This is a genomic window from Sulfuriferula plumbiphila (genome assembly GCF_009938015.1).
Lineage (GTDB): Bacteria > Pseudomonadota > Gammaproteobacteria > Burkholderiales > Sulfuriferulaceae > Sulfuriferula > Sulfuriferula plumbiphila.
In genome coordinates this window covers 3440140-3452774 of the sequence record NZ_AP021884.1, presented here as the reverse complement: position 1 = coordinate 3452774, position 12635 = coordinate 3440140, and the positions used below count along the sequence as shown (strand labels likewise).

At 57.3% G+C, this 12635-nt stretch carries 15 protein-coding genes; all 15 read left to right on the top strand.

From position 1 onward, the window contains the following. The first annotated feature begins 197 nt into the window (after positions 1–197). The 15 genes from rpmH to atpA all read left to right on the top strand — a co-directional run bounded on the left by rpmH (position 198) and on the right by atpA (position 12633). Complete coding sequence (rpmH, locus tag GZH91_RS17640; protein WP_124703720.1) at positions 198–332, top strand: 50S ribosomal protein L34; 135 nt, start codon at positions 198–200, stop codon at positions 330–332. Further along, positions 274–726, top strand: a complete 453-nt coding sequence (gene rnpA / locus GZH91_RS17635; protein ID WP_147069531.1) for a ribonuclease P protein component — start codon at positions 274–276, stop codon at positions 724–726. The genes rpmH and rnpA overlap by 59 nt, the downstream gene beginning before the upstream one ends. Further along, positions 711–920 carry a membrane protein insertion efficiency factor YidD gene (gene yidD / locus GZH91_RS17630; RefSeq protein ID WP_147069529.1) on the top strand — a complete coding sequence of 70 codons (210 nt, stop codon included), beginning with the start codon at positions 711–713 and terminating at the stop codon, positions 918–920. Before rnpA ends, yidD begins: the two co-directional genes overlap by 16 nt. Positions 921–935: 15 nt before the next feature. Then, positions 936–2579 (top strand): membrane protein insertase YidC, encoded by a 1644-nt coding sequence (yidC, locus tag GZH91_RS17625; RefSeq protein WP_147069527.1) that lies wholly within the window; start codon positions 936–938, stop codon positions 2577–2579. Continuing rightward, on the top strand, positions 2566–3900 hold the full coding sequence (mnmE, locus tag GZH91_RS17620) for a tRNA uridine-5-carboxymethylaminomethyl(34) synthesis GTPase MnmE (RefSeq protein ID WP_147069526.1): 1335 nt from the start codon (positions 2566–2568) through the stop codon (positions 3898–3900). Before yidC ends, mnmE begins: the two co-directional genes overlap by 14 nt. 236 nt (positions 3901–4136) lie before the next feature. Then, entirely contained in the window at positions 4137–6035 is a 1899-nt protein-coding gene (gene mnmG, locus GZH91_RS17615; RefSeq protein WP_147069524.1) for a tRNA uridine-5-carboxymethylaminomethyl(34) synthesis enzyme MnmG, read from the top strand. Beyond that, a complete protein-coding gene (gene rsmG / locus GZH91_RS17610) occupies positions 6032–6655 on the top strand; it encodes a 16S rRNA (guanine(527)-N(7))-methyltransferase RsmG (RefSeq protein WP_147069522.1) in 624 nt (207 codons plus the stop codon). The genes mnmG and rsmG overlap by 4 nt, the downstream gene beginning before the upstream one ends. After that, positions 6655–7428, top strand: a complete 774-nt coding sequence (locus tag GZH91_RS17605) for a ParA family protein (protein WP_147069521.1) — start codon at positions 6655–6657, stop codon at positions 7426–7428. The genes rsmG and GZH91_RS17605 overlap by 1 nt, the downstream gene beginning before the upstream one ends. Before the next feature lie 33 nt (positions 7429–7461). Beyond that, a complete protein-coding gene (locus GZH91_RS17600) occupies positions 7462–8298 on the top strand; it encodes a ParB/RepB/Spo0J family partition protein (protein ID WP_147069520.1) in 837 nt (278 codons plus the stop codon). 160 nt (positions 8299–8458) lie between these two features. Then, positions 8459–8866, top strand: coding sequence for an ATP synthase subunit I (locus GZH91_RS17595; RefSeq protein ID WP_147069519.1), 408 nt, complete (start codon positions 8459–8461; stop codon positions 8864–8866). 24 nt (positions 8867–8890) lie between these two features. Further along, the gene (gene atpB, locus GZH91_RS17590; protein WP_147069518.1) at positions 8891–9736 is read left to right on the top strand and encodes a F0F1 ATP synthase subunit A; all 846 of its coding nucleotides are present in this window, start codon (positions 8891–8893) and stop codon (positions 9734–9736) included. A gap of 49 nt (positions 9737–9785) precedes the next feature. Further along, the gene (atpE, locus tag GZH91_RS17585) at positions 9786–10025 is read left to right on the top strand and encodes a F0F1 ATP synthase subunit C (RefSeq protein ID WP_124703731.1); all 240 of its coding nucleotides are present in this window, start codon (positions 9786–9788) and stop codon (positions 10023–10025) included. Positions 10026–10058: 33 nt separating this feature from the next. Further along, entirely contained in the window at positions 10059–10529 is a 471-nt protein-coding gene (locus tag GZH91_RS17580; protein WP_161984321.1) for a F0F1 ATP synthase subunit B, read from the top strand. A 2-nt stretch (positions 10530–10531) separates the two neighbouring features. Then, the gene (locus tag GZH91_RS17575) at positions 10532–11068 is read left to right on the top strand and encodes a F0F1 ATP synthase subunit delta (RefSeq protein ID WP_147075169.1); all 537 of its coding nucleotides are present in this window, start codon (positions 10532–10534) and stop codon (positions 11066–11068) included. A gap of 23 nt (positions 11069–11091) precedes the next feature. Further along, positions 11092–12633, top strand: coding sequence for a F0F1 ATP synthase subunit alpha (gene atpA / locus GZH91_RS17570; protein ID WP_147075170.1), 1542 nt, complete (start codon positions 11092–11094; stop codon positions 12631–12633). Positions 12634–12635 lie beyond the last annotated feature (2 nt).

Sequence of the window (12635 nt, the reverse complement as noted above, 5' to 3'; positions counted from 1 at the left end):
AAATAGGAGATTGATTCGAGGTACATGGAAGCGTTGCAGCGCGGGTGAGCGCATACCCGGAGAAAACACAGAACGCAGATTCTAACCCCCGGCAGCCAACTTATCCACAGGCAGTCAAGATAATTACAGGTTGACAGATAATGCAATAAAATAGTCTAATAATGTGTTTTACAGAATCATTTTCCCTGGGATTTGTCATGAAGCGCACTTATCAACCTTCCGTTATTCGCCGCAAACGCACCCACGGCTTTCTGGTTCGTATGAGAACCAAAGGTGGCCGTGCTGTTATCCGGGCCCGTCGTGCCAAAGGTCGTGCCCGTCTCGCAGTTTGAGTCGGCTATTATAGCCAACCATGCAACGGTAGCTGGAAGGCAAGACTGGCGTTTTCCTAGGCAATCACGGCTGTTGAAAACGGATGAATATTCATCCGTTTTTAATTTTCGTTGCGGGCACAGTGGCCGTTTTGTTCGTGTTTATGCCAAACCCAATCAATTGATGTATGCGCGTTTGGGTATCGTCGTTGGAAAAAAGGAATTGCGCACCGCAGTAGCGCGCAACCTGGCTAAACGCACGGTGCGGGAAGCATTTCGCACAAACCAGCATAACATCCAGTCACTGGATATTATTGTGCGCATCATGAAACCGTTCGACAAGACCAATGTCTTGCAAGTACGCGAAGAATTGCTTCGATTGCTGCATAAATCCAAACGATGTCTCGGCTCCTGATATACCTTGTCAAGGTTTACCAATATGCGATCAGCCCCATGATGGGCACGCATTGCCGTTTCACGCCGACCTGTTCTCAGTACGCTGTCGAGGCGCTCACCAAACACGGTGCGGCCAAGGGTTTTTGGTTATCGATGCGTCGACTATCCCGCTGCCACCCGCGTCATCCGGGTGGTTATGATCCTGTACCCTAAATTTCCAAAGCCAAAATGGATACCCAAAGACTAATCCTGTTTGTCGTATTTTCCTTCTCTTTGCTGATGTTGTGGGAGAACTGGCAAAAACACGATCAACCCTCAGCAACGGTAAGCACTACGACACAGGCAGCCACAACCGGCGTGGCGCCCGTACCGACCCTGGATCAGCAGCATGCAGCGCCGACCCCGACAGCGGTTGCACCGGGCCTGGTAAATGGTGCGCGCGCAGTGGTAACCACTGATGTATTGCGTGCCGAAATCGATGCAAACGGCGGAGATTTGCGTAGCCTGGCGTTGACGCGCTACCAGGATGCCGTAGACAAGAAAAAAACCTTGCAACTACTGGAACAAATGCCCGGACATGAATACGTTGCGCAATCCGGTCTGATTGGTGCGGGCCTGCCGACCCATAAAACGCTGTTTCAGCTGACCCCGGGTAATTACACCCTGGCCCCTGGACAAGACAAGCTTCAGGTACCGCTTAGCTGGACTGACCCCGTTACCGGCGTGCGAGTTACCAAAACCTATACCTTCCACCGCGATAGTTACGTGATTGATGTTGGCTATCAGATAGCCAACCCGGGCAAGCTTGCCCTACCCGTTTATGCCTATTTTCAACTACTGCGTGACGGCAAGGCGCCGGAGGGCGAGTCGCATTTTATTCACACCTACACAGGCCCGGCGTTGTATACCGAGCAAAGCAAATTCAAAAAGGTGGACTTCAAGCAAATAGACAAGGGAGAGCAGAACTATCCCCGCTACGCCAACGATGGATGGATCGGCATGGTTCAGCATCACTTCGTGTCGGCATGGTTGCCCAAGAACGGACCTAAGCGCGAGTTCTACACCAAGCCGGCGGGCGATGGCTTATATAGTGCAGGCGTCATCATGCCAGAGGGTAACGTGCAACCGGGAGCCAGCCTGAGGTTTTCTACACCGTTATACGCTGGGCCGCAGGTGCAGAAAACCTTGACCGCTTTGGCGCCCGGGCTGGATTATGTGGTGGACTACGGCTGGCTTACACCCATCGCCGCGCCCATATTTTGGACTTTGCAGAAAATCCACCAGTTTGTTGGCAACTGGGGCTGGTCTATCGTCATTCTGACCATTCTGATCAAATTAATGTTCTTCCCGCTTTCCGCGAAGAGTTACAAGTCCATGGCGCAGATGCGTGGGCTGGCACCACGCTTGCAGCGACTCAAGGAGCAGTACGGTGACGATCGCCAGAAACTGCACCAGGCCATGATGGACTTGTACAAAACCGAGAAAATCAACCCGCTCGGCGGCTGTCTGCCGGTGGTAGTACAAATACCGGTGTTTATTGCGCTGTACTGGACCCTGCTGGGCAGCGTGGAAATGCGCCAGGCGCCATTCGTGCTGTGGATACATGACCTGTCTGCACCCGATCCGTACTATGTGCTGCCGATTATCATGGGGATTACCATGCTGATCCAGACGCGCCTGAACCCCACCCCCCCGGATCCGATCCAGGCCAAGGTCATGATGATTATGCCGGTAGCGTTCAGCATATTTTTCTTTTTCTTCCCGGCAGGGTTGGTGTTGTACTGGCTGGTGAATAATCTGATATCCATTAGCCAGCAATGGTACATCACCCACCGTGTCGAGGCCGCCAAGACCGGCCATGGCAAGCACTGATAACGACACCATTGCTGCGGTTGCTACCGCGCCAGGGCGCGGCGGCATCGGCGTAGTACGCATTTCCGGGAAACAACTAACGCTATTTGCCAAAGCCATACTGGGGCATGAGCCCAAACCACGCCTAGCCCGGCTATGCAGATTCCGCGACAGTCAGGGCGATGCGCTGGATGAGGGCATCGCCCTGTATTTTCCTGCACCGCATTCGTTTACCGGTGAGGATGTGCTCGAGCTGCAAGGTCACGGCGGTCCGGCCGTATTGCAGCTCATCCTGTCGCGCTGTTTCGAATTGGGCGCACGTCCTGCGCAGCCCGGAGAATTTACCCGCCGCGCATATCTGAACGACAAGCTTGACTTGGCCCAGGCCGAGAGCGTGGCGGATCTGATTGATGCGGCATCGGCAGAGGCGGCGCGCTGTGCATTGCGCTCTTTGACCGGCGTATTTTCGCAACGCATCCATGAACTGGTGGATGCACTGATCAATCTGCGTATGCTTGTAGAAGCCACGCTTGACTTCCCCGAAGAAGAAACTGATTTCCTGAAGGCCGCGGATGCCTTTGGCAAACTGGCCGCAATACAGGGCGCCCTGGAAAAAACCAGGCTTGGCGCGCGCCAGGGCAGTGTGCTGCGCGAGGGGATTCGTGTGGTTTTGATTGGACAGCCTAACGTTGGTAAATCCAGTCTGCTCAATCAGCTCGCCGGGCAGGATGTGGCGATTGTCACGGCGGTCCCCGGTACGACGCGCGACACGGTGCGCGAAACCATTCAGATACAGGGTGTGCCACTGCACATTATTGATACGGCGGGACTGCGTCAAACCGAGGACGAAGTCGAGCGCATCGGTATTGCACGCACCTGGGAAGCGATACGCCAGGCCTCGGTGGCGTTATTGCTGGTTGATGTGCAGCATGGCGTCACTGCGGCAGAGCAGGATATCATCGCAGCGCTGCCAGGCACGCTGCCGTTATTGACCATCCATAACAAAATTGATCTTGGCCATGAAACTTTCTGCAGGCGGGGCAATGACCTCTATCTATCAGCCAAGACCGGTGAGGGGATAGATATCTTGCGCACGGAGTTGCTCAAAATTGCCGGATGGCAGCCGGAGGGAGAAGGTTTATTCATGGCGCGCGACCGTCATCTGATTGCTTTGGCGCAAGCAGCCCAGCATATCGAGCGGGCCAGAGCGGCTGGTGGCAGACTGGAATTCTTTGCTGAAGAATTGAGACTGGCACAAAACGCCTTGTCCACAATCACAGGTGAATTCAGCGCCGACGACTTGCTGGGGGAAATCTTCAGCCGTTTCTGTATCGGAAAATAGGTCAGAAAAGCCAAAACCGCTCAGAACGCGCTGCATCGAGCGAATGCCGCGCTATCCATCCCAGGGTATTGGGTGGTGCAAAATAATGCGCCATAGCGCCCATGCGCTGGTCGTTTTTGAGGCGGGTTTCAAAAATGGATGTTCGCAATGTTTCACGTGAAACAAACTTAACCTTTGTACGGGTTCGGCGTATCATTCCGAGTCTTGTGTACTTGCGTCCTGCAGGACAAAAATCCATGAATTTCCCTGAACGGTTTGATGTGATTGTGATAGGCGGCGGGCATGCCGGCACTGAGGCGGCGCTTGCGTCGGCACGCATGGGCCAAAAAACACTGTTGCTCACACACAATATCGAGACGCTCGGGCAAATGTCGTGTAACCCATCAATCGGCGGCATCGGTAAAGGTCACTTGGTAAAGGAGGTGGATGCCTTGGGCGGCGCCATGGCGGCTGCGACGGACGAGGGCGGTATCCAGTTTCGTATCCTGAATTCTTCCAAAGGCCCGGCAGTGCGCGCGACACGTGCTCAGGCCGACCGCGTACTGTATCGACAGGCGATACGCAAGCGTCTGGAGAACCAGCAGAATCTGTGGCTATTCCAGCAGGCAGTGGACGATTTGCTGCTGGCCGGCGCGCGCGTCAATGGCGTAAAAACCCAGCTGGGGCTGATATTTCATGCGCGCGCCGTAGTGTTGACTGCGGGCACTTTTCTTGCGGGTTTGGTACATGTCGGGCAATCCAATTATCAGGCAGGGCGCGCGGGGGACCCTCCCGCAGTCAGCCTGGCATACCGCCTGCGGGAGCTGAATTTGCCGGTGGGCCGCCTCAAAACCGGTACGCCGCCCCGTCTGGACGGGCGCAGTCTGGATTATTCGGTAATGGAAATCCAGCCCGGCGATGACCCGGTACCGGTGTTTTCCTTCCTTGGTGATGCCGCCCAGCATCCGCGCCAGCTGCCGTGCTGGATTACCCATACCTCGGAAATAACGCACGAAATCATCCGCAACGGGCTTGACCGATCACCGTTGTATACCGGCGTTATTGCCGGTGTAGGGCCGCGCTATTGCCCGTCTATTGAAGACAAGGTAGTGCGTTTTGCCGAGAAGGCCTCGCACCAGATTTTCGTCGAGCCGGAAGGTTTGACCACCCATGAGGTATATCCGAACGGCATTTCGACCAGCTTGCCGTTTGATGTGCAGATGGCGCTGGTGCGCTCCATCAAGGGCTTTGAAAAGGCCCATGTAACGCGACCTGGCTATGCCATTGAATATGATTATTTTGACCCGACCGGACTGAAAAGCTCTCTCGAAACCAAAGCCATACACGGCTTGTTTTTTGCCGGGCAGATCAATGGCACAACGGGTTACGAAGAAGCTGCCGCACAGGGAATTCTGGCCGGCATCAATGCCGGTTTGTACGTGCAGGAGCGCGCGGCGTGGTGCCCGCAACGTAATCAGGCCTATTTGGGCGTGCTGGTGGATGACTTGATCACGCGGGGCGTAACCGAGCCCTACCGCATGTTCACCAGTCGTGCCGAATATCGCTTGTCACTGCGCGAAGACAATGCCGACCTGCGTTTGACCGAAATGGGCCGCAAACTGGGCGTGGTCGATGACCTGCGCTGGGATGCGTTCATGCGTAAACGCGATGCTATCGAGGCCGAGCAGGCGCGTCTGCGCAGCATATGGGTACGCCCGGATACACTGGTTGAGACAGATGCGCTGCGCGTTCTCGGCAAGCCGATAGAGCATGAATACAATCTCTACGAGTTGTTACGCCGCCCTGATGTAAATTACGCGGGTGTATTGAGCTTGCCCGGTGCGGGCCCCGCTGTGAGTGACCAGCAAGTGGCTGAACAGGTAGAAATTCAGGCCAAATATCAGGGTTATATTGATCGCCAGCATGATGAAATCGAACGCGGTCGCGCCCAGGAAAGCCTGCAATTGCCGGCTGAATTGGATTACAGCACGGTGCGTGGTTTGTCGGTGGAAGCGCAGCAAAAACTCAACCGCCACAAGCCGGAAACCTTAGGACATGCCTCGCGCATTTCCGGGATAACCCCGGCGGCAATTTCGGTGTTGCTGGTGCACTTGAAACGGACCGGCTCCGCTACGCAACATAAAAATTACGCATGACTCCGCACCAGCAACTGGAGGCGGGCGCCAGCTCGCTGGGGCTGGCGCTGGATGGAAAGCAGCTGGTCAGGCTGATGCAATACCTTGGCCTGATCCAGAAGTGGAATCGCGTGCATAACCTGACCGCGCTGCGCGATCCGCAAAAAATACTGACGCACCATCTGCTGGATAGCCTCGCAGTGTTGCCGCATGTTCGCGTCAACCGCTTGCTGGATGTGGGTAGCGGTGCGGGTTTGCCGGGCATCCCATTGGCCATTGCCCGCCCGGACTGGGAAATCACACTGTCAGATAGCAACCACAAAAAGTCCAGCTTTCAGCAACAGGCGGTGATTGAATTGGGTTTGAGCAACGTGCGGGTAGCTTCCGGGCGGGTAGAGGAGATCAAGTCTGGACAAAAGTTTGATGGCGTGATCTCCAGGGCGTTTGCCGGGGTTGGAGAATTCATAGCCTGCACGCATCTCTTATTGGCTACGGCGGGGCGCTGGTATGCCATGAAGGGGGTGCGCCCGGACGAGGAGCTGGCACAATTGCCGGCCGGAGTCGAAGTGGAGCGGGTCGTGCCATTGACTGTGCCCGGGCTGGATGCGCAGCGTCATCTGATTATCCTGAAAGCGGTGTAATGGCAAAAATTCTGGCAGTAACCAATCAAAAAGGCGGGGTAGGCAAGACCACCTCAGCCGTCAATCTGGCCGCAAGTCTGGCTGCGCTAGGGCAGCGTGTTCTGCTGGTAGACCTGGACCCGCAGGGCAACGCCACCATGGGCTGCGGTGTGGATAAGCGCAGCCTGCGCCATACCGTATACCATGTATTGCTGGAGCTGGCGCCTTTGCCGGAGGTGCGCCAGCATTCCGACAGCGGCAAGTTTGACTTGTTGCCGGCCAACCGCGAACTGGCGGGTGCCGAGGTGGAGTTGGTGGATCAGCCGCAGCGCGAGATCCGGCTCAAAAAAGCCCTGTCGGCAGTGACGGTGGAATATGACTACGTATTGATTGATTGTCCGCCGGCGCTTAACCTGCTCACGGTGAACGGACTAACTGCCGCTGACGCGGTGATGATTCCCATGCAATGCGAATATTACGCGCTGGAGGGCCTGTCCGATCTGGTCAATACAATTAAAAAAGTACGCGCCAACCTCAACCCGCGGCTGGAAATAGAAGGCTTGCTGCGCACCATGTTCGATCCGCGCAATACGCTTGCCCAGCAGGTTTCAGATCAACTCAAGCAGCATTTCGGCAGCAAGGTTTACGATACCGTGATCCCGCGCAACATACGGCTGGCTGAAGCGCCCAGTCATGGCCGCCCGGTATTGTCGTACGACCGCAATTCCAGGGGTGCGCTGGCTTATCATGGTCTCGCAGCAGAGATTCTGCAGCGCAGCATTGATTTAAAGTAAGCGCACACCAGCTCAAAAGAAGAGGATTAATCCATGGCGAAATTAAAAGGTTTGGGGCGCGGGCTGGATGCCTTGCTGGGTGGAGAAGATGCGCCCGCTACGCAGGGTGAGTTGCGCAGTTTAGCGGTGACTCAGCTGCAACCCGGGAAATACCAGCCGCGCACCCGGATGGACGAGGCCTCGTTGCGGGAATTGGCGGACTCGATCAAGGCACAGGGTCTGATGCAGCCGATTCTGGTGCGTGAGGTGGGTCCTGAGCGCTATGAAATCATCGCTGGCGAGCGACGCTGGCGCGCCGCCCAGCTGGCCGGCATGAGCGCAGTGCCGGCGGTGGTGAAGGTGGTGCCGGACGAAGCGGCGCTGGCGATGGCTTTGATCGAGAATATACAGCGTGAAGACCTCAATCCGCTGGAGGAGGCCACCGGCATTCAGCGTCTGATTGATGAATTCGGCATGACCCACCAGATCGCTGCAGAAGCGGTAGGGCGCTCGCGTAGCGCGGTGACCAACCTGCTGCGCTTGCTCAATCTGTCCAAGCCGGTTCAGGCTATGGTAATGACGCAGCAGCTGGACATGGGTCATGCGCGGGCATTGTTAGCGCTTACTCACAACAAACAGAACGAAGCTGCGCACGTGGTCGTGCAAAAGCAACTCTCGGTGCGCGAGACGGAACGGCTGGTTGGGAAAATGCTCAACCCGCCTATTGCAGCCATCAGGAAAATAGACCGGGATATACAGCGCCTCGAAGAAGAACTGTCGGATCGTCTGGGTACCCAAGTCAACATCCGGTCGCGCAAGGGCGGAGCCGGAAGGCTGACGATAGAATATGTCAGCCACGAACAACTGGAAAGCATACTCAACAAGCTCTAAACAACTATCCCGGGTGCAGTGACAACCCCACAGCGCTGCTGCAATGAGTGCCACGGATTTCCTCATCGCAGCATCAAGCCATCTAATCATTGCATTAGGTATGCTAATTAAGGTATCATCCGCGTCTATTTACAGGTGGGCATGCCCGTCTGTGGCTTGAATGCGCGCAACAATTCCGCAACACCCAAAGCCTAAGCTGTTCATCCGCCGAGCCCTGCTTGTGCAGGGGGTGCTTGTGCTGATGGCGACGATGCCGGTTTACGCGGTATCCGGACAGGCGACGGCCTTTGCAGTGGTATTTGGCGGTTTTGTTGCGCTGGCCAATAGCGCTGTGCTGGCCTGGCGCATGCGCGCCGCCAGGCGGCTCATCAATACCGATGTGCAGCAGGATTTGCGGATGCTATACCGCACCGGCCTGGAGCGCTTTGTGTTGGTGGTGGCCTTTTTGGCGCTGGGCATGGGCGTCTTGAAGCTTGACCCGCTGGCCTTGATTGCGGGGTTTGTGCTGGGACAATTAGCCTGGCTTGTCGGCGTCACGATAAGCGGGGTCCGACACATTGAAGATTGATTATTAAATATTTAGAGCAGCGCTATGTCAACTGAAGCACTCACTTCTTCGGAATATATCAAGCATCACCTGCAAAACCTGACTTATGGCAAGTTGCCGGGCGAGGCGCATTGGCACCTTGCGCACAGCGCCCAGGAAGCCAAGGTCATGGGGTTCTGGGCGATCAATCTGGACACCCTGGGCGTGTCATTGGTGCTGGGCGTGTTTTTCCTGTTCCTGTTCCGTCTCGTGGCAAAGCGTGCCAGCAAAGGTGTGCCGGACGGTTTGCAGAATTTTGTCGAATGGATTGTTGAATTCATCGATACCAGCGTGCGTGGTTCTTTCTCGGGCAAAAACCCGCTGGTGGCACCCCTGGCATTGACCATTTTTGTCTGGATTCTGTTAATGAATCTAATGGACCTGCTGCCGGTGGACTGGGTTCCGCAGATTGCGCATCTTGCTGGTTTGCCGTTTTTCAAGGTGGTGCCCAGTACCGATCCCAATGCGACATTCGGTATGGCCATCGCGGTGTTTTTCCTGGTGATTTACTACAGTGTCAAGATGAAGGGCGTGGGTGGCTTTGTGGGTGAGCTGACCCTGCAGCCATTTGGCAAGCTGGGCTTGCCTGCCAACATTTTCCTCGAGGGTGTCAACCTGATTGCCAAGCCGGTATCCCTGGCGCTGCGGCTGTTCGGCAATATGTATGCGGGTGAGATGATCTTTATTTTGATCGCGCTGATGTTCGGGGGCGGTCTTGGCATTGGCCTGTTCGGCGGGGCATTGCAGTGGGGCTGGGCGGTATTCCATATCCTGATTGTCACCTTGCAGGCGTTTATTTTCATGACGTTGACCATTGTCTATCTGGACATGGCGCATCAAGAACACCACTAATCACCGGTTTCGCTTTAATCACTTTAACTTTAGTCAGAGGAGTAATCAAATGGACATGATCCACGCAGTGCTGTATATCGCCGGTGCCCTGATGATGGGCCTGGGCGCTCTGGGCGCCTCGATCGGCATCGGTATTCTCGGTGGCCGTTTCCTGGAAGGTGCCGCACGTCAGCCTGAGCTGATCCCCATGTTGCGTACCCAGTTCTTCATCGTCATGGGCCTGGTTGACGCGGTGCCGATGATCGCTGTTGGTCTGGCCATGTACGTGCTGTTCGCAGTGGCTGGCTAAGCTGGAACTTACTAACCGTAGAAAGGTTCTGGCATGAATATCAATGCTACCCTGATCGGGCAATCCATCACGTTTTTCGTGTTTGTGTGGTTCTGCATGAAATTCGTGTGGCCGCCCATCATGAATGCGTTGGCTGAGCGCAGGAAACAGATTGCCGACGGTCTGGCCGCTGGTGAGCGCGGCAAGCACGAACTGGAGCTGGCCTCCCGTCGGGCTGTTGAAAACCTGCATGAAGCCAAGCAGAAAGCGGCTGAAATTATTGCCCAGGCAGACAAGCGTGCGGCGCAGCTGGTAGAAGAAGCCAAGGCTGCGGCCAAGCTTGAAGCCGAGCGCATGATTGCGGGCGCGCAGGCCAGCATTGCGCAAGAGACCGTGCGAGCGCGGGAAGCGCTGCGCGGCCAGGTGGCCGGGCTGGCGGTTGCCGGCGCAGAAAAAATCCTGCGCCGCGAAATCGATGCCAAAGCCCATGCCGAGTTGCTCGACGCCATCAAGAACGAGCTGTGACCATGGCAGAAATTGCAACCATCGCCCGACCATACGCACAAGCCGTGTTCAGCCTGGCCAAACAGGCGGGCGCGCTGGATGCCTGGTCCGGGCAGCTGGCGCTGGCCAGCGCCGTGGCCGCCGATCCCGAGATGAAGCGCCTGGCGGCCGACCCCCGGGTCAGCGCCGAGCAGCTTGGCAGCCTGTTTCTCGCGGTGTGCGGAAACAAGCTCGGGGCAGAAGCGGGCAACTTCATCAAGCTGCTGATCGAAAATGGCCGCCTCGGCGTGCTGCCTGAAATCGTCGCCCAGTTTGAAGCGCTCAGGGCCAGCGAAGGCGGCGTGCTGGATGCGGCGGTCACCAGCGCGTTTGCCCTCAGCGCCACCCAGTTGGCCGAACTGTCTGCCCGCCTGGAGAGCCGCTTCAAGCGCAAAATCAACGCCAGCGTCACCGTTGACCCCGCGCTCATTGGCGGCGTCATTGTTGCCGTGGGTGACGAAGTGTATGACGCCTCGGTGCGCGGCAAGCTGCAAGGCATGGCGTACGCGCTAACCCGTTAAGAGATTCCGTCTAGGAGCCATCAATGCAACTCAATCCCACCGAGATCAGTGATCTCATCAAGAGCAAAATCCAGAACCTGGCCGCGGCCTCCGAGCTGCGCACCCAGGGCACCGTCGTTTCGGTGACTGACGGTATCGTGCGCATCCACGGCTTGTCCGACGTGATGCAGGGCGAGATGCTGGAATTTCCCGGCAACACCTTCGGCATGGCGCTGAACCTGGAGCGCGACTCCGTCGGAGCCGTGGTGCTGGGCGAATACGAACACATCACCGAAGGCGACACGGTCAAGTGCACCGGCCGCATTCTGGAAGTGCCCATCGGCCCCGAGCTGATCGGGCGCGTGGTGAACTCGCTGGGCCAGCCGATTGACGGCAAGGGCCCGGTCAACACCCGGCTGACCTCCCCCATTGAAAAAATCGCGCCTGGCGTGATTGCGCGTCAATCCGTGACCCAGCCGCTGCAAACCGGCCTGAAGTCGGTGGACGCCATGGTGCCCATCGGGCGTGGCCAGCGCGAGCTGATCATCGGCGACCGCCAGACCGGCAAGACCGCCGTTGCCGTGGACGCGATCATCAACCAGAAAGGCACCGGCGTGATCTGCATTTACGTCGCCGTGGGCCAGAAAGCCTCGTCGGTTGCCAACGTGGTGCGCAAGCTCGAAGAGCACGGCGCGATGGGTCACACCATCGTGGTGGCGGCGACCGCGTCCGACTCGGCCGCGATGCAATACATTGCCCCCTACGCCGGCTGCACCATGGGCGAATACTTCCGCGACCGCGGCGAAGACGCGCTGATCGTCTATGACGATCTGACCAAACAAGCCTGGGCGTACCGCCAGATTTCCCTGCTGCTGCGCCGTCCGCCCGGCCGTGAAGCGTATCCCGGCGACGTGTTCTACCTGCACTCGCGTCTGCTGGAGCGCGCCGCGCGCGTCAACGCCGACTATGTGGAAAAAGCCACCGGTGGCGCGGTCAAAGGCAAAACCGGTTCGCTCACCGCATTGCCGGTGATCGAGACCCAGGCGGGCGATGTCTCTGCGTTCGTTCCGACCAACGTGATCTCGATCACTGACGGCCAGATCTTCCTGGAAACCGACCTGTTCAACGCCGGTATCCGTCCCGCGATCAACGCCGGCCTGTCGGTGTCCCGCGTCGGCGGCGCCGCGCAGACCAAGGTGATCAAGAAGCTGGGCGGCGGTACCCGCCTGGCGCTGGCGCAGTACCGCGAACTCGCGGCATTTGCCCAGTTCGCCTCCGACCTGGACGAAGCGACGCGCAAGCAGCTGGAACGCGGCAAGCTGGTCACCGAGCTGATGAAGCAGAACCAGTATGCGCCGATGAACGTCGCGGAAATGGCGCTCACCCTGTTTGCGGTGAACAAGGGCTACATGGACGACGTGGAGGTGAAGAAGACGCTGGCGTTTGAAGCGGCGCTGGCCTCCTACGTGAAAGACAAGCATGGCGACCTGCTGGACAAAATCCAGAGCAGCGGCGACATGGCGGCGGACACGGAGGCGGCATTGGCCCAGGCCATCGAGGCCTTCAAGTCCTCCGCCGTCTACTGATC